Origin of the sequence: Paenibacillus sp. YIM B09110 (genome assembly GCF_037167145.1) — a bacterium.
GTDB lineage: Bacteria > Bacillota > Bacilli > Paenibacillales > Paenibacillaceae > Pristimantibacillus.
Window position 1 is genome coordinate 42,839 of the sequence record NZ_JBANSP010000031.1, and the last position, 21,346, is coordinate 64,184.

Here is a 21,346-nt window from a genome sequence, read left to right on the forward strand (position 1 = left end):
TCTTATCCGACTAACAGCGCGTAGACGATTCCCGGACCATGGACACCGATCGTCAGATCATTCTCGATATCCGACGAACGGCTAGGACCGGTTATGAAGTGAATGCCGGCAGGAAGCTTCTCGCGCCCTGCCTCATCGAAGGTCTTCAGCACCTCGCCCAGCTTCGTCTTCAAGCGCTCTACCGGAATAATAATGATAAGCACGGTCGGCAGCAGGCTGACGGAACGTCCTTTGTTCGGCGCAGACAATACGGTTACGGACCCGGTATACGCGACAGCATGGTCGGCGATGACAACGCCGAAGTCGGCTTCTGCCGCTCGTGCCCGCCAATATTGCTCAGGATCGGAATTCCATACCGATACCTTCGCATCCGCAAGCGCGCCTTCGAGATCCAGCGCATCCAGCTCCGGCTGGTTCTGGCGAATGACGTACTTCGCGCTCATCTCCCGCGCCTTGTCCGCGATGAACTGTTTCGCATCATTCATACTCTCTAATCGCGCTACATGTCCGCCAACCGAAACGAAGTTATCCGTGAACGCCTTAATACGCTCTTCTTCGTTCCACTCGAACGCCTTCCAGAAGTCCGGCGCGCCGCGGAACGGATGCTGAGGCTTCTCGGTCATGCGAGGATGTCCGAGCCGCTGCGAAATACCGTTCATGAACTGCTCCTGCTTCGTCTTCGATTGCTCTTCCAGCTTGGCGAGCCATTCCTTATGCGCCGATGTATCCGTATTAGCCATGACCATGTCCTCCTCCGCCGTTCTTCTCGTTGTCCTTGCGCTGCTGTACCAGTTGCTCCATACGGCTCTGCATCGCTGGATCCATCGTCTTCAAACCTTGCTTCAATTCCTGATCAAGCGTATCGAAGCGGTCGCGGAACGACTCCTTCGGCAAACTCGGCGTCACACGATAGGTGTTCCAGCCCTTGAGCGGACCTAGCTTCGTCTTGATGACGCCGCTGCGAACGACAAGCTTCTGCCCCAGCTTTCCTAGGCGCAATACGCCGCCAAGGCGAGATGAATTGCCCATTACGGTTGCAAAACCTTGCATGCCGATCGACTCCAGCTTGCTGCCGTTGCCGCTCTCGACCTTGCGGCGCCGCAGATAGACGAGCATATCATGCAGCGGAATCTTCACCGGGCAGGCTTCATAGCAAGCGCCGCATAAGCTGGATGCATTCGCGATGTCGTCCCATTCCGCGATATTTTTGTTGAGCGACGGGGTAAGGACCGCACCGATAGGACCGCTGTACGTGCTTCCGTATGCGTGTCCGCCGATATGGCGATATACGGGACAAGCGTTCAAGCAAGCGCCGCAGCGGATGCAGTTCAGCAGCTCTTGGAACTCAGGGTCGCCGAGCTGCAGCGATCGTCCGTTGTCGACGATAATAATGTGCATTTCATCCGGACCGTCGGCGTCTTCCTCGCGGCGCGGGCCCGTAATGCCGGACATGTACATCGTCAGCTTCTGTCCCGTGGCTGAGCGAGGAAGCAGCGTCGCCATCACTTCAAGGTCTTCCCAGGATGGAATAATACGCTCCATGCCCATTAGCGTTATCTGTGTCTTCGGAACCGTACTTACCATACGGGCATTTCCTTCGTTCTCGAACAGAACCATCGATCCCGTCTCGGCAATGGCGAAGTTGCAGCCGGTCATGCCGATGTCTGCTTCGAGAAACTTCTCGCGCAGCTTCTTCCGCACGAAGCCTGCCAGCGCCGTTGTATCCGGCGGCAGCGTGTAGCCCGCCTCCTTGGAGAGCAGATCGGCAATTTGGTATCTATTCTTATGAATCGCCGGAATAACGATATGCGACGGCATCTCGCCCGCCAATTGGATGATATATTCGCCAAGGTCGGTCTCAATCGCTTCGACGCCGATCGATTCCAGCGCATGGTTCAGATGCAGCTCCTCGGTAACCATCGACTTGGACTTCACGACCGACTTTGCGTTCGCATGCTCGGCGATGTCCAGTGTCAGCTTGACCGCTTCCTCCGTCGTATTCGCAAAGTGCACATGAACGCCGTTCGCGCGGGCGTTGTCGACGAACAGGTTCAAATAATAGTCGAGATGCGCAATCGTATGCAGACGAATTTGCTTGCCGCGCTCCCGCCACTCTTCCCAGTTGCCATGCTCTTCCGACGCTTTTTTCTTCCCGTTGCGCAGTCGTTCGGTCGTAAACTTCACCGCTTTGCGCAGAAACTCGTCATTCAGCGCCAGCTCCGCTCTTGCCTTAACCGTTGCTCCCGCTTGATGTGCTCCGCTCATGGCTACTTCACTCCTTCATACAGCAGCTCGGCGAGATGCATGACCCGCACCGGCTCGTTCCGATATCTCAAGTTGCCAGCAATATTCATAAGGCATGCCATGTCGAGGCCGACAAGCACCTCGGCTTCCGTCTCGAGTACGTGATCAGCCTTCTCCGTAACCATCGCACCGGAAATGTCCGCCATCTTAACCGCGAACGTTCCGCCGAATCCGCAGCAATCTTCGGCGAATGGAAGCGGAACAAGCTCAAGTCCCTTCACTTGTTTCATAAGCGCCATCGGCTCATCCTTCACGCCGAGTATCCGGCTGCCGTGACACGAAGGATGATACGTAACTTTATGCGGGAAAGCGGCACCCACGTCCGTAACCCCAAGCACCTGCACGAGAAACTGCGTGAATTCATAGGACTTGCTCTCCAAGGACTTCGCGCGCTTCAGCATCACAGGATCATTCTCGAACAGCTTCGGATAATGATGAATCATGCCTGTGCACGAGCCTGATGGCGAAATAACGAAGTCGCTGTCCTCAAAAGCATCCAAAATCGTCTTCGCTGATTCTCTCGCTTCCTTCCAATAGCCGCTGTTGAAAGCCGGCTGCCCGCAACAGGTCTGTACGGTCGGAAACTGCAGCGATACGCCGTACTTCGCCAGCAAACGCACCATCGCTTCCCCTACGCGCGGATAAATCGCATCGCTCAAGCAAGTAATAAACAAGGAAACCTTCATTCCGGCACCCCCCTCTTCACATCTAATAATGTCATTATATCAGGTTGTCAGACAAGTTGAATATAAAAATGAGCCGTCCGCAGACGGCAAATGGAATAGTTGCGGCGTGACTTCACGCTCTACACAATCGTCACAGCGATCTGCCGATCTTCGAGCTGACTTAGCAGCTCGCCTGACAAACGCTTATCGGTAACGATGGTGTCAATATCGCCGAGCTCGGCGACGTTCGTGAAGGCGATGACGCCGAACTTGCTCGAGTCGGCGAGCAAAATAACCTGATCGGCCATGCCGACCATCTTCTGCTTGATCCGAGCCTGCAGCTCGTTCGATTCGCTGACGCCGCGCTCTAGATGAACGCCCTTGCACGAAATAAAGGCCTTATCCACATGGTATGCATCAAGCGAGCGCTCGGCTAGCGGTCCAACATAAGAGAGCGAGCGGGAGGCAAGAATGCCGCCTGTCGAAATGACCTCGATCTTCTCCTTGCCGCTCAGCTCCATCGCTACCTTGATCGAATTCGTCAATACCGTGAGCGGAATATCCGGCATGCTGGCCGCCATGTACCAAGCCGTCGAGCTCGCATCAAGCAATATGCGATCCTTCGGCTGGATAAGCTTCACCGCTGCCTCGGCAATAAGCCGCTTCTCATCGGCATGCGTAATCTCTCGTTCAAAAAAAGGTATCTCCGGCTGCTGATCCTTCACGCTTACCGCACCGCCATGCGAACGGCGGAGTCTGCCGGCTTGCTCCAAACGATCAAGGTCGCGGCGGATCGTTTCTTCCGTCACCTGACAGAGCTCGCTTAGCTCCGTCACTCGAATGCTGCCTCTTTCATTCACTAGCTGTACAATTTTATCGTAGCGTTCCGCGACCAGCATACCGTACCTCTTTCTAACCTATATTTGATGGCAGCCCAAACGGTTGTTTAAGCGACCCCTGTCTTCACAACAAAAGCTTCATACGCCTGTTCCCAAGCTTCCGCCTGCTCCGGTTCGTATTCGTCCACAGGGAACGAATCGCGAATCGCCTTGCGCGCTTCCCAAATATCGGTCAGCTTGCCGCCGGCGATCCACTGAACAATCATATTGCCGATGGCGCTGCCTTCGACCGGACCGGCCCATACCGGCTTGCCGATCGCGTTAGCGGTCCATTGACAAAGCAATTGATTCTGAATGCCGCCGCCGACCATATGCAAACCGCCGAATCGGTTGCCCGACAGCTTCTCCGTCAGCTCCAGTACAAAACGGTATTTCAGCGCTAAGCTCTCCAGAACGCAGCGCGTAATCGCACCAACACTCTCAGGCGCTTGCTGCCCAGTACGTTTGCAGTATTCGACGACGCGTGCCGGCATATCGCCAGGAGGCATAAATACTGGATCGTCAGGGTCAACGAAAGCCGCGAACGGCTCTGCTTCACCGGCCAACTTAACTAATTCGGGGAAGGAGAACGATTTTCCTGCACGTTCCCACGCCCTTCTGCATTCCTGTAAAATCCATAGGCCCATAATGTTCTTCAACAAACGATACGTGCCATACGCACCGCCTTCGTTCGTGAAGTTCAGTTGCTCCGACAGCTCGTTAATGACCGGCTCTCCCACTTCAGTACCCATAAGCGACCAAGTGCCACAGCTAAGGTACGCAAATGAGCGATCGAGCGCCGGAACGGCAGCAACGGCTGAACCCGTGTCATGCTCAGCTACCGCAATAACTGGCACCGGTTCAATGCCGAGCTCCTCGCACAAGGAAGGGCGAAGCATTCCGACGCCAGTTCCAGGCTGTACAACCTCGCCAAACAGATCCGGCGACAATCCAATTGCACGAATAAGCGTCTCATCCCAGCTTCCAGTTAACGGGTTGAACAATTGCGTCGTTGTCGCATTGGAAAACTCATTGTACATTTCGCCGGTCAGGAAATAACGGAGCAGATCCGGGATCATCAAGAAATGTTTCGCTTCCCGCAATAACGGCGAATGAGCTTGCTTAAGCGCGGCAAGCTGATAAATCGTATTAAAAGGCAGGAACTGAATGCCTGTACGTCCGAAAATCACCGAATCGCTTAACTCCTCACGAAGCTTCTCCATCACGCCGTTCGTATGCGAATCGCGATAGTGATACGGATTTCCAAGCAGCTCGCCGTTCTCGCCGATTAATCCAAAGTCGACCGCCCATGAATCGATCGCAATGCTGTCCAGCTTAATGCCGCGATGCTTCACAAGCAGCAAGCTTTGTTTCAACTCATGCAGCAGGCGCAAAATATCCCACTGCAGCCGGTCGCCTACCTGCACCGGATCATTACTGAACCGGTGCAGCTCGGAGACCTCGATCTTGCCATCCTGCAAGCGGCCGAGCAGCGCTCTGCCGCTGCTCGCGCCAAGATCGAATGCGAGTATGGTCACCAGCTCGCACCGCCCTTGCCTCTAGCAAGAATGTCTTTGCCGTAGCTGCTGGCGAGATAAGCTTTCATTGGATCAAGCGGCAAGCCTTGCTCTTCGCGAATCGCGTGAAGCAGCGGCGTAACGTCGAATTCGAATGCTTTGCGAACGGCATCTTCCGCGCCGAGCACATCGTTGCTGTTAGCAGCTGCAGCTACTTCCTCATGGTTAATGAGCAGCGCTTTGGCGAAGTTCGTCTGTACATTGAGCACGGAACGCAGCATAGCCGGGATCTTCTGCTCGATGTTATGCGATTGGTCTATCATGTACGCGATGTTCTCTACGTTGCTGCGAATAGCCGCATCATCGTCGCCGGCTGCATTCAAGATTTGATAGAAGATCAAGAACAGCTCATATGGATTAACCGAGCCGACGATCAGATCATCGTCCGCGTATTTGCGGCTGTTGAAGTGGAAACCGCCAAGGCGTTTCTCGTCCAGCAAGTAAGCAACGATATGTTCAATGTTCGCGCCCGGCAGATGGTGGCCCGTATCCACGAGCACTTCCGCTTGAGGTCCAAGCTTAAGCGCCATGTTGTACGCCATGCCCCAATCCGCAAGATCGGTATGGTAGAATGCAGGCTCGAAACATTTGTATTCGATCAGCATGCGCATCTCTGGCGTCATTGCGCCGTACATTTCGGCAAGCGCTTCGTACATCCAGCCTTTGCGCTTACGAATGTCGCCTTGACCTGGGTAGTTCGTACCGTCCGCGAACCATAGGCTGATATCGCGCGAGCCCGTTTCTTTCGCAATATCAACGCACTCGAGCAAGTGGTTCGTTGCTTTGCGACGGATAGCAGGGTCGGCATTCGTTACGCTGCCTAGCATGTATTCGTCTTCTTGGAACAAGTTCGGATTAACCGCGCCAATCTTAAGACCGAGGCTCTCCGCATGGCTTCTCAGCTTGCTGTAGTCGTCAACCTTATCCCAAGGAATATGGATTGCAACCGATGGAGCAAGACCTGTCAGCTTATGAACCTGTGCAGCGTCGTCGAACTTCTCGAATGGATTGCGGGGAACGCCGACTTTTTGGAAGTTTTTGAACCGTGTGCCCGAATCTCCGTAACCCCAAGATGGCGTCTCGATTTTGAGCGCTTTCAATTTGGACTTTACATCCTCCAGATTAATTCCTCTAGCTTGCTGTTGCTCTTCGAATAATACATAAGCACGATCCGACATAGTGAACACCCTTTCAATATGAAATGAAGTGATTTAAGATTTCAAAGGATAAGCAATCGTCGACATAAGCGTGTTCTCCGCTTGCGTCGAATCGAGTCTGCTGTATTGGACAATGATTGGAATATCGCTTAGAACCTCGATCGCGTATGGCACGCCAATCGGGATAACCTGATCGTTTTTCGCTAGCGAGCTCGTACGAATATGCTTCGTGCGTCTGCCCGGCACGACGACTAATATGTCTTCAATAGGATCACGATCTTCGAAAAATATCGTAAACCGGATAAGCGCCTCCTCCGAGGAGCAGTTCAGGACGCACACCGATTCGTGGCTCGTAAGCGCACCTGTGCTGTCTTGCGGTATGAATCCGTCAGGTATGAACCAATGCTTCTCTCCACGCGCTTGATACATGGTTAAAGTACCCTCCTTGAAGCAGCAAACAGCAAGAGCGCCGCCGCCGAAGGCGACGCTCTTCTCTTCTGCCCTGTTTATGCTTTCCCTATTTCAATTAACGCGTGAACGCTGCCGGTACGCCGCCGTCGATTGTCAGCATGCAGCCCGTCGTTTTGTCCGCTTTGGAAGAAGCGAAGAACGCGATGCCTTCCGCAATATCACGCGGATAGATATTCACAAGCAGTGTTGTGCGCTTGCGGTAGTACTCTTCCAACTGATCAGGCTCGATGCCATAAGCGGCAGCCCGCTCATTGCGCCAGCTTCCGTTCCAGATCGCCGAACCTTGCAAGATCGCATCCGGAAGAATCGTGTTGACACGAATGCCGAACTCGCCGCCTTCCGCTGCGATGCAGCGTGCAAGATGCGCTTCAAGTGCTTTGGCCGCGCTGTAAGCAGAAGCGTTTTTGCCTGCATAAACCGAGTTTTTCGAACCAATGAATACCATGTTGCCGCCGATTGCCTGCTGTTTCATTAGCTTGAACGCTTCGCGGGCAACAAGGAAGTAGCCCGTGCCAAGCACGTTCATATTCAAATTCCATTCCTTAAGCGATGTTTCGTCGAATGGGCTGGAAGTTGCAAGACCTGCATTGTTGACGATAATGTCAACACCCCCGTAAGCAATCGCCGTCTCCGCGTAAGCCGCAGTAACTTGCTCCTCGCTCGTTACATCCATTTTAACCGCAATCGCACGGTTCTCACCATACTTGGCATTAATCTCGTCAGCAACCTTCTGAGCGCCTTCGAGGTTAAGGTCGGCAAGCACCACATGCGCGCCTTCAGATACAAGACGGCGAGCCGTCTCGCTGCCGATACCGCCAGCACCGCCAGTAATGAAAGCAACCTTGCGGGAGAATTCAGCTTCTGCCGGAGCAAGCGACAGCTTATAAAGCTCAAGCGGCCAGTACTCCACGTTGTACGATTCGTTCTCGCTAAGCGATACGAAGTCGCCAAGCGCGGTTGCTCCGCGCATAACCGCAATCGCGCGGTGGTAAAGAGCACCGCTGACTTTGGACATCGCCCAGCTCTTGCCTGTATTGATCATGCCGATACCTGGAATGAGAATAACGCGCGGCGCTGCTTCAAACATAACGTCGCCTTCGTTTTTGTTCCGTTCGAAGTAAGCTTGGTATTGCTCTTTATAGGAAGCGATGCCGATGGTCAGCTTCGCTTTCAGTCCTTCAATATCGTCCGCGTTAGGCGTCCAGTCAATGAAGAGCGGAACAACCTTCGTATGAACCAGGTGATCCGGGCATGCTGCGCCCACTTGGGACAGCTTCGGCGAAGCCTCGCCGCTTACGAATGCAAGCACGTCCGCTTCGTCGTCGTACGACAGGATCATTTTCTTAGCGTCGCTTACCGCACCGCGAATCGTTGGCATAACACTTGCTGCGACGCTGCGGCGAACTTCGGTTGCAAGCACTTCATGCTTCGCGCCGCCGAACAGCTTCGCTTCATCTACGCGTGCTTCGATGAATGCTTCCGCCTCGGAGACAATCTTGATCGTTTGTGCGTAACACTCTTCGGACGTTTCGCCCCAAGTAACAAGACCATGCTTCTCCATAAGCACGAGCTCGGCGTTCGGATTGGCAAGGACGCCTTCCGCGATCATTTTTGACAAGTTGAAGCCTGGACGCACATAAGGAACCCACACGAAACGGTCGCCGAAAATTTCCTTAGCCAGCTCCTTGCCGTTATCCGCGCAACATAGGCTGATAATCGAATCCGGATGCGTATGATCGACATGTTTGAAAGGCAGGAATGCGTGCAGTAAAGTCTCGATCGAAGCGCGTGGATGTTTGGAATCGATCATGCAATTAACCAGATAAGCGACCATTTCCTCATCCGGCATTTCGGAGCGCTCGAACAATGGACGGATATCGTCCATGCGTAGACCTGTGAAATTGCCCGCTTTCATCGTTGCAAGGTCAGAGCCGCTGCCTTTCACGTACATTACTTCTACATCGCGTCCGCGGAAGTCCTTAACGATTGTTTTCGTCGACGTATTGCCGCCGCCATAATTGCATACGCGGCGATCCGCGCCGATAATGTTGGAGCGATAAACGAGTTGATCAAGTCCGCTTTCAAACTTCGAAGCTTCTGCTGATTCCCATAAACTTTGTACCATGGATATACCTCCGAATGATGTTTTGTTTTTGTTTGTTTTGATAATAACATATTTGTTTGTTTTTGAATACACCTATTTCAAACAAAAACAGAAACCTCTTTTTCTTCGTTTCCATCGTCCCCCACTGGATCCGACAGCCTATTACCAAAGCTACTTCTTACTTACAATCTCAACCTGCTGCACCCTGGTCCCTTCCAAAGTAAGAGGCTATGTTGGATTTCTGCAGTAACTTTGGGCTGAATTGGCGCTCACTTGGAGCTATGTTGGATTTCTGCAGTAACTTGGAGCGTTTTACTGCCTATTTGACACAAAAAAGGAGTCTATATTGCGAATATCCAACATAGCCCCCACCAGTACCCAAAACCAACTATAGTTGCTGCAATTATCCAACATGGCTGAGTTTAGGCATGTTTCTCGAACCGCGCCAACGTATGATGCTATGTTCAATAGCGAGAGACAAGATATACCTGTATAAAGAAAAAAACAATAAAAAGCCCTCGTCTAAGACGAGGGCCCCAAGCACAAATTATTATTGTTGATCAGTTTCCAACACTCTTACTTGAATTGGAGGCAGGTTTCGCTCGATAAGCTCGCGGTGCTCTTCGAACCATTCGGGAAGCATAATTTTCTCGCCCAATGCATCTGGAGCTTCGTCACGAGCGAAGCCTGGAGGATCCGTTGCAATCTCGAACAGGATGCCGCCCTCTTCGCGGAAGTAGATCGCATTGAAGTATTGACGGTCGACGATAGGCGTTGGACGGTAACCGCTTGCTTCAACGTGACTTCTCCAAGCCGCATGCTCGGCGTCGTCTTTCGCGCGCCATGCGATATGGTGGACCGTGCCTGCGCCGCCGGCGCCGTAATCCATCGGAGTCACATTCACATCAATAATGTTTCCGATGTCCCCATATGATTTGAACCGTGCATATGCTCCTTCTTGCCCGATTTTCTCAAGCCCCATCACTTGCTCGAGCAGTTGTGCGGTTTTGTCTGGAGCCGTACTGAAGAGGACGGCACCGCCGAAACCTTTGATCGCGTTATCCACGGATACACCGCCGAAAGCCCAAGTGCTTTTCGCGCCTTCCGCGCGCTCTACGATTTCGATTTTCAGACCGTCGCGGTCTTCGAATCTAAGGTACGTTTCACCGAAACGCTGCGTTGTCTCGAACGGTACGCTGAATTGCGATAGACGGTCCGACCAAAAGGATAAGCTGCCCACGGGCACCGCATAAGTTGTGAACCCGACTTGGCCGCCTCCGACACGTCCTTTGCGCGAGTTCTCGGACGGGAAGAACGTAATTATCGTGCCAGGTCCGCCTGATTCATTGCCGAAGTACAGATGGTACACTTCCGGCGCATCGAAGTTGATCGTTTTTTTGACCAGACGAAGCCCGAGAATACCTGCATAAAAATCTACCGTTTCTTGCGCGCTGCGTACGAAAGCTGTTACATGGTGAATACCTGCTGTTTGTTGGTTTGTCATTGTCATCCATCTCCTTGGTTTATATAAAATTATAATTAACTTGTTCATGCCTTTATTTGCAAAGTCTTAAAATTAAGATATTACTTTGAAAGAAAAGCAGCCATCGTTTTCGCTTACGAACAACGACTACTTGAAGCCATCCTGCGCGTACTTCCCTAGCTTCTTCAATAATTGACCCGCAGCTTTTTTCTCTTCCTCCGTCAAACCGGCTACCGCTTGCTCGATCACCTTCGTATGCTGAGGAAAAACCTCTTCCATGAACGTCCTTCCCGCATCCGTTATTTCTGCAAGAATGAGCCGGCGATCCCTCGGCGAAGGGTTGCGCTTCACGAAATGCTTCTTCTCGAGCTTATCAACCACATAAGTAATGTTGCCGCTGCTCATTAATACTTTGGTGCCGATCTGCTGAATGGGCTGAGCGCCTTTATGATACAGCAGCTCCAGAACGCCGAACTCCGTCCGGTTCAATCCTTGGCTTCGAATATCACGATCGGCATGTGCGTTCACCCACTCGCTCGCTCTTGAAAGCGCAATGTAGAGGTCCAGAGATTCGTTTTTCGTTGTGCTCATCTTACTCACCTCATTCATTCGATGTCTCAATTTCGTTTATCTTGATTTAAAGATACTTTAATTTAATGCATTTGTCAACAGTCTTAATCCATATATTTTTCCAAACTATTTATAAATAAAAAAAAACGCCCCATTAGCAGCGGAGCGTAACTTCAATGTCTTGATTGTAATTGCCGAAGCCTTTGCCGAACAGCGTAACGCCGCCACAGTTTTTGGCCGTTTCGCTGCAGGAGATGCGGAATAGTATTTCCTTATCATAAGCAAGCGCAAACTGATCGATCGTTACGTTGGAAACCTGAATCCCGTCGATGAACGACCCTTGCTTATTAATACGAATGGTTTTCATAAGGCCATGCTGAATGTTCTTATGCCACCATTCCGGTGTGTACAGCCCTCTCGAATTGCCGAAGTCGCCCGGATACGTCCACGTTCCAATTCCAATTCCGTTAATTGTGAAATAAATATCCGACGGCAGATGGTTGACCGTGCACGGAGTCTCCGAGCAAATTTCCATCGCGATCTCCAGCGATTCGGGCGTTTCAGTATTGACCATATAATTAGGTATACGATATTCAACAAACCCCGAGCCGAACCAGATCACTTTCGCCTGCACATGCTCCGGATCTGCAAAATAACGCGGGTCGTCGCACATTCCAATCATAGACGTATCGGAGGCAAGTCCGCAGGTTGGCTTAATCTGATAAGAAGAGTAATGGCCAACCGGCAGCGATACAAAATAACGGTTGCTCTGAACCGGCTGAAGCTGGGCTGGCGCTCCCGGGAAAAGCAGCATGGCATGCGAAAGCTGCAAATAACAAATCTTTTGCATCCCCCGCTTGCCCGCCGCCGTCTCGCAGCGAACGATCCCTGCTTCCTCCAGCATATGAATATGTCTCGTTACGATAGGAGACTTTATGTCTAGCGCCTCCGACAAGCTCTTAATATTCATGGGCTGCACGCCAAGCAGCTCGATCATTTTTACTCGCGTATGCGACGAGAAACATTCAAGAAACTTCATATTCCGGCTGCTTACTTCGATTTCCATAGCCGCTGATCCCCTTTTTACATTAAGCTGCTCGAGCAGTATTCGGCTCTCATTATATAACTTTAAAGTTAACGTATCAATAGCTTCTTTCGGCTCACTTGACATTGTTTCACGCGCTATACTAAAATAAACGGCGTAAACATAACTTTCACGATAATTAGTTACTTTTAAAGTTATCTATTAGACTACTGGAGGTAAACCATGAACGCATTCCACTTTTATAATCCGACGCACATCGTTTTCGGTGAAGGCACGGCGGACCGTGTAGGCGAACTTACGGCTCGCAACGGCAAGACGGTACTGCTTGTGTATGGATCTGGCAGCATTAAGAAGACAGGTTTGCTTGACCGTACGTTAGGGAGCTTGGCCGAAGCAGGCATTACAGTACATGAACTGCCGAATATCGAGCCGAACCCGCGACTCACAACGGTGAACAAAGGTATTGCCCTATGCCGTGAGCACGGCGTTGATTTCATTCTTGCCGTTGGCGGCGGCAGCGTCATTGACGCAGCTAAAGCAATTGCAGCAGGTACGCTTTACGAAGGCGACGTTTGGGACTTCTATACGCGCAAAGCCGTCGTGCAGCAAGCACTTCCTCTAGGTACGATTCTAACGCTCTCCGCAACCGGTTCAGAAATGAACGGCGGTACGGTCGTGACCAATTGGGAAGAAAAGCAGAAGCAATCGTTCGTGAGTCCGCATACATATCCGAAGTTTTCCATACTTGATCCTACGTTGACGTATACCGTGCCGCGCAATCATACCGTATATGGATCGGTTGATATTATGTCGCATGTATTCGAGCAATACTTCAGCTTAACTCCGAATACGCCTCTCCAAGAGCGCTTCTGCGAATCGATTTTGCAGACGGTTATCGAGAATGTTCAGATCGCTATCGAAAAACCTGATGATGCAGCCGCTCGCGCCAACTTAATGTGGTGTGGCACGATGGCGCTTAACGGCGGGCAGATCAGTGTAGGCATGGCGAATGACTGGGCATCGCACGGCATCGAGCATGAAGTGAGCGCGATCTATGACATTCCGCATGGCGCCGGGCTTGCGGTTATTTTCCCTAACTGGATGAAGTACGTGTATAAGCAGCGTGTCGACCGTTTCGTACAATACGCTCAGCGCATATGGGGCATTACGGGCGAAGGAATGACCGACGATGAGATCGCGCTTGCGGGTATACAGGCAACACGCGACTTCTTTACGCAGATTGGCGCGGAATCGAGACTTGCGGACTTTGGTATCGGCGAAGAAAACCTCGACCGCATGGCAGAGGAAGCCGTACAATACGGCAACATCGGTTCATTTAAGTCGCTTGGCAAAGACGATGTGCGCGCCATTCTGGCCTTGTCGCTCTAATTAGACCTAACCTTTTTGAATAAAGCTTTATTCCAAGTTCGGGAGGAACACAAAATGACGCAACCATTTACTGAATCAACGACTCTTAGCAACGGTGTAAAAATGCCATGGCTCGGCTTAGGCGTATGGAAAGTTAAAGATGACGGCGAAGCAGAAAGAACAGTCGCCTCGGCGCTCGAGCTTGGATACAGAAGTATCGATACCGCAGCTGCCTACAATAATGAAGAAGGCGTTGGCGCCGCGATTCGCAACAGCGGTATAACGCGCGACGAAATTTTCGTAACGACGAAGATTTGGAACGCTAACCAAGGGTATGACACGACGCTGGCCGCTTTTGAGGAAAGCCGTCGCAAGCTGGGTCTTGAAGTCATCGACCTGCTCCTGATCCACTGGCCGGTCAAAGGCAAATATACAGAAACTTGGCGCGCGCTCGAGAAGCTGTACAAGGACGGTGCAGTTCGCGCAATCGGCGTCAGCAACTTCCAAATTCATCATTTGAAAGACATCGAAGCTTCGGGCTCCATTTTGCCGATGGTCAATCAAGTCGAATATCATCCGTTTCTTAGCCAAACCGAGCTTCGCGCCTACTGTGAGAGTAAAGGCATTCAGCTAGAAGCTTGGAGTCCGCTTATGCAAGGCAATCTCGATCAAAGCGTGCTAGCCGACCTCGGCGCGAAACATGGCAAATCAGCAGCTCAAATCGTGCTTCGCTGGGATCTTCAGAACAAAGTCGTTACGATCCCGAAATCGACGAACCCGGTGCGCATGCAAGAGAATGCGGCTATCTTCGACTTCGAGCTATCGGCTGAAGATATGGCGCAGCTGAACGGATTGAATCTCGACAAGCGCTTCGGGCCCGATCCGGACAATTTCAACTTTTAATGGGTTTAAGCCTGGGCTGCGTCGCAGCCCAGGCTTTTTTTACATAGCAACTTTTAACGCCTATTTGCGTCTATTTCGATAACGACCTTGATTGGAGGTACGCCTTTGAAACATATGGACGGTCTCTAGCTTCCCCCTAAGGAGGTTAGAGTTGATGGGCAAAAGCGTAAATAAAATTCCCGTTTGCAACGATATGAGCTCGCCGAATTCGAGTTGGGCCAAGCGGCAAGCAAGCAAAGCCGTACGGCGTTACGCGTTGGATTGCGGACAAGGCAAATGGTATCGCAAAGTGTATTGCTCTTATAACATTTGCGATTATCGTATTCATCAAACATTGAGCAAAGCCATTCATGAATGGGAAACAGACCGGCATTGGGTTATGGTGCATACGCGCGAAGCGTTAATTCAAAGCTGGGCCAAAAGTTTTCAAAGAAAATAAAAGAAGAGCGGCCGCCAGGGGAGCGCAGCCGCTCTTCTTCTATGATTATCGCTTGTGCTTGGAGAGAATCAAAGCATTGCCGAACGGATCCGTCACATCGAGGAAATAGGCAAAGCCTTCATCCCGAACCGGACCTGTCGCAGCCCCGGCAGAATCAAGTCGATGTTTCAGCTTCTCCAAATCCATTTTGGTTCTGTAGAATACCGGCGATACTTGCCAAGCATAATTATTGTCATCTCCGCTTGCCGACATAATCAGGTCAGGTCCTTTGTATAAGCTTAAAATATAGAAATGATCGTCCGGTCCGCCCGCATGTCTTTTGAACCCGAAATTGCTCATATACCATTCAGCCGCCTCGTGAATGCGATCGCAGTGTATGATCATCTGTATGTCTTCCAAGTACTCGAGTACCCTCTGCTCTTGCAACTCATCATCCAGCAGCTCCGGCGTCTCTAACGGCTCCCATCCGTTTTCCAGGAACAGCTCATTCACTTCGTCCGGCGTTAGCGGCCTGTCGTACATTCTTAAGTCGTCGATCTTGCCTTGGAAAAAGAAATACGGCTCATCGGTCGATTTTCTTCCGATGTATAACGGCTCTTCGCCTTCCGGCTTCAGCCTGCCCTGCTCTTCGCTGACAAGTTGTCCGTTGCGGAATAATCTGAAATGGCTGCCATCATACGTTACGGCTAGATGATACCAGTAGTTGCGGTGAATCGGACCCTCCGCATACGGCTCGGGATAGGACATGAAGCGGTGAAAAGTAATGCTCGCATCAAGCGTGCTAAGCTGGAATACCCGCCGCGCATGATGACCATCCTGCGAAACGATCGCGCTATGCCAGCCTTCGAACTTTGTGCCTGATCCAAAGCTGCACCATACCGACAGCGAGAAGCCTTCTTCGTTCAAAAGAGGCGCCGGCTGGGCAACGATATAATCATCCTTGCCGTCGAACGCATACGCGTTATTCGGCCTTCCGAACCGATCCTCGCACAATGTCGCTCCTATCACGCTTGCGTGCCGATCTTGTCCACTGCTGTCCTTCGCATCGCCTTGGAACAAATACTCCGCAATCAGCCCTTTGCGCAAATCCGCATTACGCAAGCTGCGGCCGAACAACTCGTCAAGCGAGACCTTGAATGCGTCTGAGAGCTGCGGCAGCAATGAAACATCGGGGCAGGATAACCCGTTCTCCCATTTGCTGACCGCTTGATAAGTAACGCCCATCCGCTGCGCAAGCTGCTCCTGCGTCATGCCATTTTGCTTGCGAAGCTTTCCGATCCGCTCGCTAATATTTTTCGAATAATCCACGTCCATTCAAGCCACCTCGATAATTGTCATTTATGAGTTGCTTCTTTTATTGTATAGGACGTTTCCATAGAATGGTATCGATCATTAGTAGAGTGGAGAAGCTGCGATTCTCAACTATTAGTTGAACAACCGGCTAACCGTAGCTGCTTATGCGATAGCCTTGTCGCTCTTGATCCTTGAAAGACCTGATCGCACATACGGGTGACAACAGGCGGGTGGATGGAATTCCTCCCAGCTCGCTCTCCATGAACACAACCATTATAAAATGATGCAGCAGAAAACGCTGAAGCTGTCTGAATACCGCCTCAACATCAGTTTCTGTCGTCTTCTTGTTCCGCTTCAAGCGTAAGGCATACAGCTCTATTACCCCGAAGGGGGGAATCTGATCGAAGTAATCAAAGCTGTCATGATCGATATCCGTAATGACGCTCTCTTTCAATGCAAACAACAAAGGATGCTTCTCTTGACACAAATCCCGCAAGCTCAGCTTTAGAATAATTGCTGTTTCCTCGCAATGTATTTCCATTTCGGCATGATTTTCATTTATTCCTTGAAATACCGATAGATGAGTGTTTGAAGCAGAGTCCCTGCTTTTACTATCCATATCTTCCGGCAGCTCAAGCGAATCATGCCCCTCCTCCAGAAAAATGCTGATTCTCGTTGCCACAGCCTTCCTCCAATCGCCGCAAAAAACACAGCATTTTCAATATCGTAATGACATACGAAGAAACGAAGCCATTGTTGCGCAATGCTGAATCTATAAACAAAAAACAAGCGCAGAATTAATATCCACGCTTGTTCTATGTGACTCGTATCGTAACAGGACCTTACGTAGCGGAAGGCTGATTCATGAAATCAGCAATATTCACTCTTGCACCTGTCTTCGCACTCTCTAATGAAGCTAGCACCATTGCCATACTGTAGATATTGTCGCTGCAATCCGTCTCGGCCTTGCGATTCTCCTCAAGGGACGCGAACATATCGTCAAGGCAGCCCTGATGGAACGTATGGTTCATCTCCGGCAATGCAACCGTCACCTGCTCAAAGTCGCGAATGAATTTACCCGTTTGGTCGCCTGCCGCTACAACTTCCGCATACGGTTCGCCATGTCCGTCCCAAATCGCGGTGCCTCGCTCGCCGGTTACTCGCCATGTAGCTTCCCATGACGTTTGCGCGCCTTCCGCGCACCACGAGCCGCGGTAGTTGAATACCGAGCCATCCGACATTTCAAAAATACAAATAGCATTCGCGTTGCCCTCATACCAAGAACCTGCCGGGTTGAACTCATGGCAATAAACGGACACCGGATTCGCGCCGATAATATAACGCGCCTGGTCGAACGTATGGATTGCCATATCGAGCAGCAGCGGACTTTCCATCGCATCCCGGAAGCCGCCGAAGTGCGCGCCGATAAAGAAGTCGGCACCGACGAAACCCGGCTTGCCGATCGCACCGCCGGTTACGATCTCGTGGAATGCGCGGATGCGAGGATCGAAGCGACGGTTTTGCATAACGGCATGAGTACGGCCTGTTGATTCGCTAAGACGAACGATATCGTTGCAATCCGAGATTGTCTCCGCCAGCGGCTTCTCTCCAAACACGTGGCAACCTTGATTCAGCGCTGTTGTTGCAATGGAATAGTGACTTGCAGGTATCGTCACGTCGAATACCATATTCGCTCCGGTAGTCGTAATCGCCTCTTGCAGATCGGTAAAAGTCGGACAAGCAAGTCCATGTCGATCCGCCATCGCTTGCGCGAATTCTTGCTTTATATCTACGAGACCGACAATCTCGGCATCCTCGCGTTCTTTTGCATAGGAAACCCAAGTATTCGCCATGCCGCCGCAGCCCGCGATGACGATTCGATGCTTAGCATTGGATACTGTCATTTTACGTTACCTCTCTTCCTCTAATTGGTTTGCCTTTCGAATCTATACCGGGTTTGGTACAAAATCACCGCCGCGGCAATGTTTCAAATAATTCAGCGCATGCACTTGTCCTGTCATCTCTAGTTCATCTTTGTATACCGGATCATGCCAACCCTCGATATCGATTTGACCTTGGTAGTTCGCTTGGCGAAGGATCGTAATAATATCCGCCCAGTTCGTATCGCCGAAGCCCGGCGTGCGATGCCATACGAATGGTTTTGGTCCGTGAATACCGTGTTCTTTCACGACATCCCATGCGATCGTCGCATCTTTGCCATGCACATGGAACACTTTATCTACCCATTTGCGCAACTGCGGAATCGGATCGATCAAGCTGACCATTTGATGGCAAGGCTCCCATTCCAATCCGAGGTTGTCTGCAGGCACGGCGTTAAACATCTTTTCCCATGCCGTCGGGTTATGCGCGATGTTCCAATCGCCGCTCGCCCATGTGCCGCCCATATCGCAGTTCTCGAAAGCGATTCGAACGCCGCGATCAGCCGCTCTGCGCGACAACTCGCCGAATACTTGCTCGAACTTCGGAATCGAGGCATCGATAGACTCGCCCGTCAAACGTCCTGTGAAGCCGGATACGATGTCCGCCCCGAATAGATGCGCGTGGTCGATGAGTCTCTCCCAGCTAGCAAGCGTATCTTCGTTGCCGTTCGTTCCAGTCAGCGGATTGCCGAATACGCCAACCGTCGATATAACAAAATCATGCTCTTCCGCAAGCGCTCTGACCCGCTTCGCGGTTTCTACAAGATCTGTCTGGCCCGTTGATTGCCAGAAAGTTAAGCTAAACGATTCAAAGCCGTGACCTACGATTTGCGGAATGACTCTAACTGCATCCCCGCCGCCTACTAAGGTTCCAATACGCAATTTATTTACCATCTTGAATACCACTCCAATATTGGCTTATAGTTGAATGAACAACCTTATTATAGCGCTGTCATTTTTCGATTACTCTATATAATCTTGTGCATTACTAGTCGGATCTTGTGTTGGAGGGTAAATGATGAGCTATCCGAAGGAACTATGGGAAAATACGCGTATCGAGCATAAAACACACCCGGTTCAGCTGTTCCGCAACCGATCCGGCGAAGTAAAGCCCAATGACTGTATTCTTTATCTCCACTGGCATGAACACTTCGAAATTATCGTCATGCGCCAAGGCAGCGCCCTGTTCCATATTGATAGCCGTCCTTATGTGGCAAATGCCGGTGATGTGCTGATTATTCCAGGAGGAGGATTGCATGTCGGCTATGCGCTGCGTTACGAGGAAGTCATATTTGATTGCCTTGTGTTCAACGCTTCATTGTTCAACGACTGGGTGCATGACCCTGTGCATACACAGTATGTAGCCCCTTATTTGGAAGGAAGATTCCAGTTTCCGGTTAAACCTGTCGAGCACGACGAACAGTTCCAGGCTTACCATCCCATGCTGCAGCAGGTTATCGATGAAATTTATGCAAAACGACCAGCCTACCAACTGATCGCCAAATCGCAGCTTCATGCGTTGTTCACGCTGCTATCTAGAATGTTCCTCCCGCAGCAGACTGCCGGAAAAGGGAACGAGCCGTATTCCGCGAACCGTGATCGGTTCAAGGGGCTGATACGTATCATCGAAACAAACTTCGAATCCAAGCTGACGGTAGAGCAGGCAGCGGCCAAGGTCAACTTGAATCCGTACCACTTCTGCAAGCTGTTCAAAAAACTAACAGGCCGCACCTTCATCGAGTACGTCAACGTCAGCCGCATGAATGAAGCGGAGCGCCTGCTGCGAGACACCGATCTGTCCGTCACCGAAATTGCGGGCAAGGTCGGCTGCGACAACCCGAACTATTTTACGAAGCTGTACAAACAGTACAAAGGGACAACGCCGTCGCAGACGAGGCGGAAGTAGCTTGTCGCAGTCCCAAGTTCTATGTCAATACGGCTTCATTGCAGCTTAAGATTAGAAGCATTTATTTCATTACGGACACAGATGCCCCTTATCACTCTTTTTTGTAATATTAAGGTTCATTGCGGACACGGTTGACTCTAATTAATTAGTAACCTATCGATTAGGCATTAATTAGGCACAAAACTTAATAACTAAGTGCTTCTGAGTCCGCAACGCACTCAAATAAACAAAAAAATTCCAATTAAGGTCTTTTCAGTCCGCAAGATCAGCCTTTGCCTATCAATCAACTGACACACTATTGCTGATTTAAGAAGTACGAGATATACTGTCACCATAGGTCGTGAAGAACACGCCGCTACGATGTGAGCCCCATTATGGGAGTGCTTGCATCATAGCGGCGTATTTTATTTTATACAAGCAAGAGGAGTGTGATAAGGATGACTAGATTTCAATCGAAGTACGATCAATGGCTGCAAGCAAATATTGAAGCAGAAAGCAATCCTCGAAGGAAAGAATTGTTGTGTAAAGGGCTCGGACACGGTACGGTTGAGTTTCTGCGATATGTTTGGTTTCCAGCGGTGGGCAACTTCGATCATTTGCTTCCTGAGTGGGAAGTTCGCGACTTCGGCAGCGGCTATCGTTATCTCGATCTCGCTTATATGCCGGGAGGGGCAAAGGGAGGGATTGAAATCCAAGGCTACGGCTCACATGCCAGAGACCTTGATGTCAGGCGGTTCAAAGATTTATGCAGAAGGCACAGCTTGTTATCGCTCGATGGTTGGACATTTCTTTCAATCGCTTATCCATCTATAATGGATGAACCGCAGCAATGCCAACAACTGGTCCTCGCCTTTATCGGGAAGTTTATTTCAACGGACGTCATCTCTGGATTAAGCTGGCTAGAAGCTGAAACGTTGCGATTCGCAAGGCGTCTGCTGCGACCATTCACACCTAACGAGCTTACCGCTCACCTCTATATCACTGATCGTCATGCAAGACGTATACTAAATTCCATGGTAGAGCTGCAACTCATCATCATCGCTAACGGCCAACGGCGTTCAAGAACTTTTATGTTGAAAGTGTAGTACTCGATTCGTTACGGACTTAGATGCGCGTATTGCGCCATTATGGAGGGGAATCGTGATTTAGCGGACCGATATGACTCTAACTAATCAAAAACAAACAAATCGGAGGCCAAATGCCTCCGTTAGGTCCTGCTATGTCCGCAACTTGCGCAAATTAC

General features: G+C 50.8%; 20 protein-coding genes. 5 read left to right on the top strand and 15 right to left on the bottom strand.

The window, feature by feature from the left end; translation table 11 throughout:
- Window positions 1-2 precede the first annotated feature (2 nt).
- The 11 genes from V8F51_RS27780 to V8F51_RS27830 form a co-directional block, all read right to left on the bottom strand.
- A complete protein-coding gene (locus tag V8F51_RS27780) occupies window positions 3-740 on the bottom strand; it encodes a LutC/YkgG family protein (RefSeq protein ID WP_337103757.1) in 738 nt (245 codons plus the stop codon).
- Entirely contained in the window at window positions 733-2,265 is a 1,533-nt protein-coding gene (locus V8F51_RS27785) for a LutB/LldF family L-lactate oxidation iron-sulfur protein (protein WP_337103758.1), read from the bottom strand. Before V8F51_RS27785 ends, V8F51_RS27780 begins: the two co-directional genes overlap by 8 nt.
- Window positions 2,266-2,267: 2 nt before the next feature.
- Window positions 2,268-2,990 (bottom strand): (Fe-S)-binding protein, encoded by a 723-nt coding sequence (locus V8F51_RS27790; protein WP_337103759.1) that lies wholly within the window; start codon window positions 2,988-2,990, stop codon window positions 2,268-2,270.
- Between the two features lie 119 nt (window positions 2,991-3,109).
- Complete coding sequence (locus tag V8F51_RS27795; protein ID WP_337103760.1) at window positions 3,110-3,868, bottom strand: DeoR/GlpR family DNA-binding transcription regulator; 759 nt, start codon at window positions 3,866-3,868, stop codon at window positions 3,110-3,112.
- Window positions 3,869-3,915: 47 nt separating this feature from the next.
- The gene (locus V8F51_RS27800; protein ID WP_337103761.1) at window positions 3,916-5,385 is read right to left on the bottom strand and encodes a rhamnulokinase; all 1,470 of its coding nucleotides are present in this window, start codon (window positions 5,383-5,385) and stop codon (window positions 3,916-3,918) included.
- On the bottom strand, window positions 5,382-6,602 hold the full coding sequence (gene rhaI / locus V8F51_RS27805; RefSeq protein ID WP_337103762.1) for an L-rhamnose isomerase: 1,221 nt from the start codon (window positions 6,600-6,602) through the stop codon (window positions 5,382-5,384). Before rhaI ends, V8F51_RS27800 begins: the two co-directional genes overlap by 4 nt.
- A gap of 33 nt (window positions 6,603-6,635) precedes the next feature.
- Complete coding sequence (locus tag V8F51_RS27810; RefSeq protein ID WP_337103763.1) at window positions 6,636-7,010, bottom strand: sensory rhodopsin transducer; 375 nt, start codon at window positions 7,008-7,010, stop codon at window positions 6,636-6,638.
- A 97-nt stretch (window positions 7,011-7,107) separates the two neighbouring features.
- A complete protein-coding gene (locus V8F51_RS27815) occupies window positions 7,108-9,177 on the bottom strand; it encodes a bifunctional aldolase/short-chain dehydrogenase (RefSeq protein WP_337103764.1) in 2,070 nt (689 codons plus the stop codon).
- 529 nt (window positions 9,178-9,706) lie between these two features.
- Window positions 9,707-10,660 (bottom strand): ring-cleaving dioxygenase, encoded by a 954-nt coding sequence (locus tag V8F51_RS27820; protein WP_442956499.1) that lies wholly within the window; start codon window positions 10,658-10,660, stop codon window positions 9,707-9,709.
- Window positions 10,661-10,786: 126 nt separating this feature from the next.
- Entirely contained in the window at window positions 10,787-11,230 is a 444-nt protein-coding gene (locus V8F51_RS27825) for a MarR family winged helix-turn-helix transcriptional regulator (protein ID WP_337103766.1), read from the bottom strand.
- 133 nt (window positions 11,231-11,363) lie between these two features.
- Window positions 11,364-12,275, bottom strand: a complete 912-nt coding sequence (locus V8F51_RS27830) for an ArsR/SmtB family transcription factor (RefSeq protein WP_337103767.1) — start codon at window positions 12,273-12,275, stop codon at window positions 11,364-11,366.
- Between the two features lie 201 nt (window positions 12,276-12,476).
- Here V8F51_RS27830 and V8F51_RS27835 point away from each other — a divergent pair, with 201 nt between their 5' ends.
- From V8F51_RS27835 to V8F51_RS27845, 3 genes are all read left to right on the top strand, one after another.
- Window positions 12,477-13,643 carry an iron-containing alcohol dehydrogenase gene (locus V8F51_RS27835; protein ID WP_337103768.1) on the top strand — a complete coding sequence of 389 codons (1,167 nt, stop codon included), beginning with the start codon at window positions 12,477-12,479 and terminating at the stop codon, window positions 13,641-13,643.
- Between the two features lie 54 nt (window positions 13,644-13,697).
- Window positions 13,698-14,525: an aldo/keto reductase gene (locus V8F51_RS27840; protein ID WP_337103769.1), complete on the top strand. Its 828-nt coding sequence runs from the start codon at window positions 13,698-13,700 to the stop codon at window positions 14,523-14,525.
- Between the two features lie 154 nt (window positions 14,526-14,679).
- A complete protein-coding gene (locus V8F51_RS27845) occupies window positions 14,680-14,964 on the top strand; it encodes a hypothetical protein (protein WP_337103770.1) in 285 nt (94 codons plus the stop codon).
- 45 nt (window positions 14,965-15,009) lie between these two features.
- Here the strand turns inward: V8F51_RS27845 and V8F51_RS27850 are convergent, their stop codons facing one another.
- The 4 genes from V8F51_RS27850 to V8F51_RS27865 form a co-directional block, all read right to left on the bottom strand.
- Complete coding sequence (locus V8F51_RS27850; protein WP_337103771.1) at window positions 15,010-16,272, bottom strand: LamG-like jellyroll fold domain-containing protein; 1,263 nt, start codon at window positions 16,270-16,272, stop codon at window positions 15,010-15,012.
- A gap of 133 nt (window positions 16,273-16,405) precedes the next feature.
- Window positions 16,406-16,939: a hypothetical protein gene (locus V8F51_RS27855; protein ID WP_337103772.1), complete on the bottom strand. Its 534-nt coding sequence runs from the start codon at window positions 16,937-16,939 to the stop codon at window positions 16,406-16,408.
- A 160-nt stretch (window positions 16,940-17,099) separates the two neighbouring features.
- Window positions 17,100-18,161, bottom strand: a complete 1,062-nt coding sequence (locus V8F51_RS27860; protein ID WP_337103773.1) for a Gfo/Idh/MocA family protein — start codon at window positions 18,159-18,161, stop codon at window positions 17,100-17,102.
- 42 nt (window positions 18,162-18,203) lie between these two features.
- Window positions 18,204-19,091 carry a sugar phosphate isomerase/epimerase family protein gene (locus tag V8F51_RS27865; RefSeq protein ID WP_337103774.1) on the bottom strand — a complete coding sequence of 296 codons (888 nt, stop codon included), beginning with the start codon at window positions 19,089-19,091 and terminating at the stop codon, window positions 18,204-18,206.
- A 124-nt stretch (window positions 19,092-19,215) separates the two neighbouring features.
- On the opposite strand from V8F51_RS27865, the gene V8F51_RS27870 reads away from it, so the two are divergent.
- Entirely contained in the window at window positions 19,216-20,103 is an 888-nt protein-coding gene (locus tag V8F51_RS27870; RefSeq protein ID WP_337103775.1) for a helix-turn-helix transcriptional regulator, read from the top strand.
- A gap of 437 nt (window positions 20,104-20,540) precedes the next feature.
- Window positions 20,541-21,188, top strand: coding sequence for a transcriptional regulator (locus V8F51_RS27875; protein ID WP_337103776.1), 648 nt, complete (start codon window positions 20,541-20,543; stop codon window positions 21,186-21,188).
- Window positions 21,189-21,346: the final 158 nt, after the last annotated feature.

Coding starts and splice junctions, on each gene's coding strand:
- V8F51_RS27780 (WP_337103757.1), bottom strand. CDS start 740: ATGGCTAATACGGATACATCGGCGCATAAGGAATGGCTCGCCAAGCTG.
- V8F51_RS27785 (WP_337103758.1), bottom strand. CDS start 2,265: ATGAGCGGAGCACATCAAGCGGGAGCAACGGTTAAGGCAAGAGCGGAG.
- V8F51_RS27790 (WP_337103759.1), bottom strand. CDS start 2,990: ATGAAGGTTTCCTTGTTTATTACTTGCTTGAGCGATGCGATTTATCCG.
- V8F51_RS27795 (WP_337103760.1), bottom strand. CDS start 3,868: ATGCTGGTCGCGGAACGCTACGATAAAATTGTACAGCTAGTGAATGAA.
- rhaI (WP_337103762.1), bottom strand. CDS start 6,602: ATGTCGGATCGTGCTTATGTATTATTCGAAGAGCAACAGCAAGCTAGA.
- V8F51_RS27810 (WP_337103763.1), bottom strand. CDS start 7,010: ATGTATCAAGCGCGTGGAGAGAAGCATTGGTTCATACCTGACGGATTC.
- V8F51_RS27815 (WP_337103764.1), bottom strand. CDS start 9,177: ATGGTACAAAGTTTATGGGAATCAGCAGAAGCTTCGAAGTTTGAAAGC.
- V8F51_RS27820 (WP_442956499.1), bottom strand. CDS start 10,660: ATGACAAACCAACAAACAGCAGGTATTCACCATGTAACAGCTTTCGTA.
- V8F51_RS27825 (WP_337103766.1), bottom strand. CDS start 11,230: ATGAGCACAACGAAAAACGAATCTCTGGACCTCTACATTGCGCTTTCA.
- V8F51_RS27830 (WP_337103767.1), bottom strand. CDS start 12,275: ATGGAAATCGAAGTAAGCAGCCGGAATATGAAGTTTCTTGAATGTTTC.
- V8F51_RS27835 (WP_337103768.1), top strand. CDS start 12,477: ATGAACGCATTCCACTTTTATAATCCGACGCACATCGTTTTCGGTGAA.
- V8F51_RS27840 (WP_337103769.1), top strand. CDS start 13,698: ATGACGCAACCATTTACTGAATCAACGACTCTTAGCAACGGTGTAAAA.
- V8F51_RS27845 (WP_337103770.1), top strand. CDS start 14,680: ATGGGCAAAAGCGTAAATAAAATTCCCGTTTGCAACGATATGAGCTCG.
- V8F51_RS27860 (WP_337103773.1), bottom strand. CDS start 18,161: ATGACAGTATCCAATGCTAAGCATCGAATCGTCATCGCGGGCTGCGGC.
- V8F51_RS27865 (WP_337103774.1), bottom strand. CDS start 19,091: ATGGTAAATAAATTGCGTATTGGAACCTTAGTAGGCGGCGGGGATGCA.
- V8F51_RS27870 (WP_337103775.1), top strand. CDS start 19,216: ATGAGCTATCCGAAGGAACTATGGGAAAATACGCGTATCGAGCATAAA.
- V8F51_RS27875 (WP_337103776.1), top strand. CDS start 20,541: ATGACTAGATTTCAATCGAAGTACGATCAATGGCTGCAAGCAAATATT.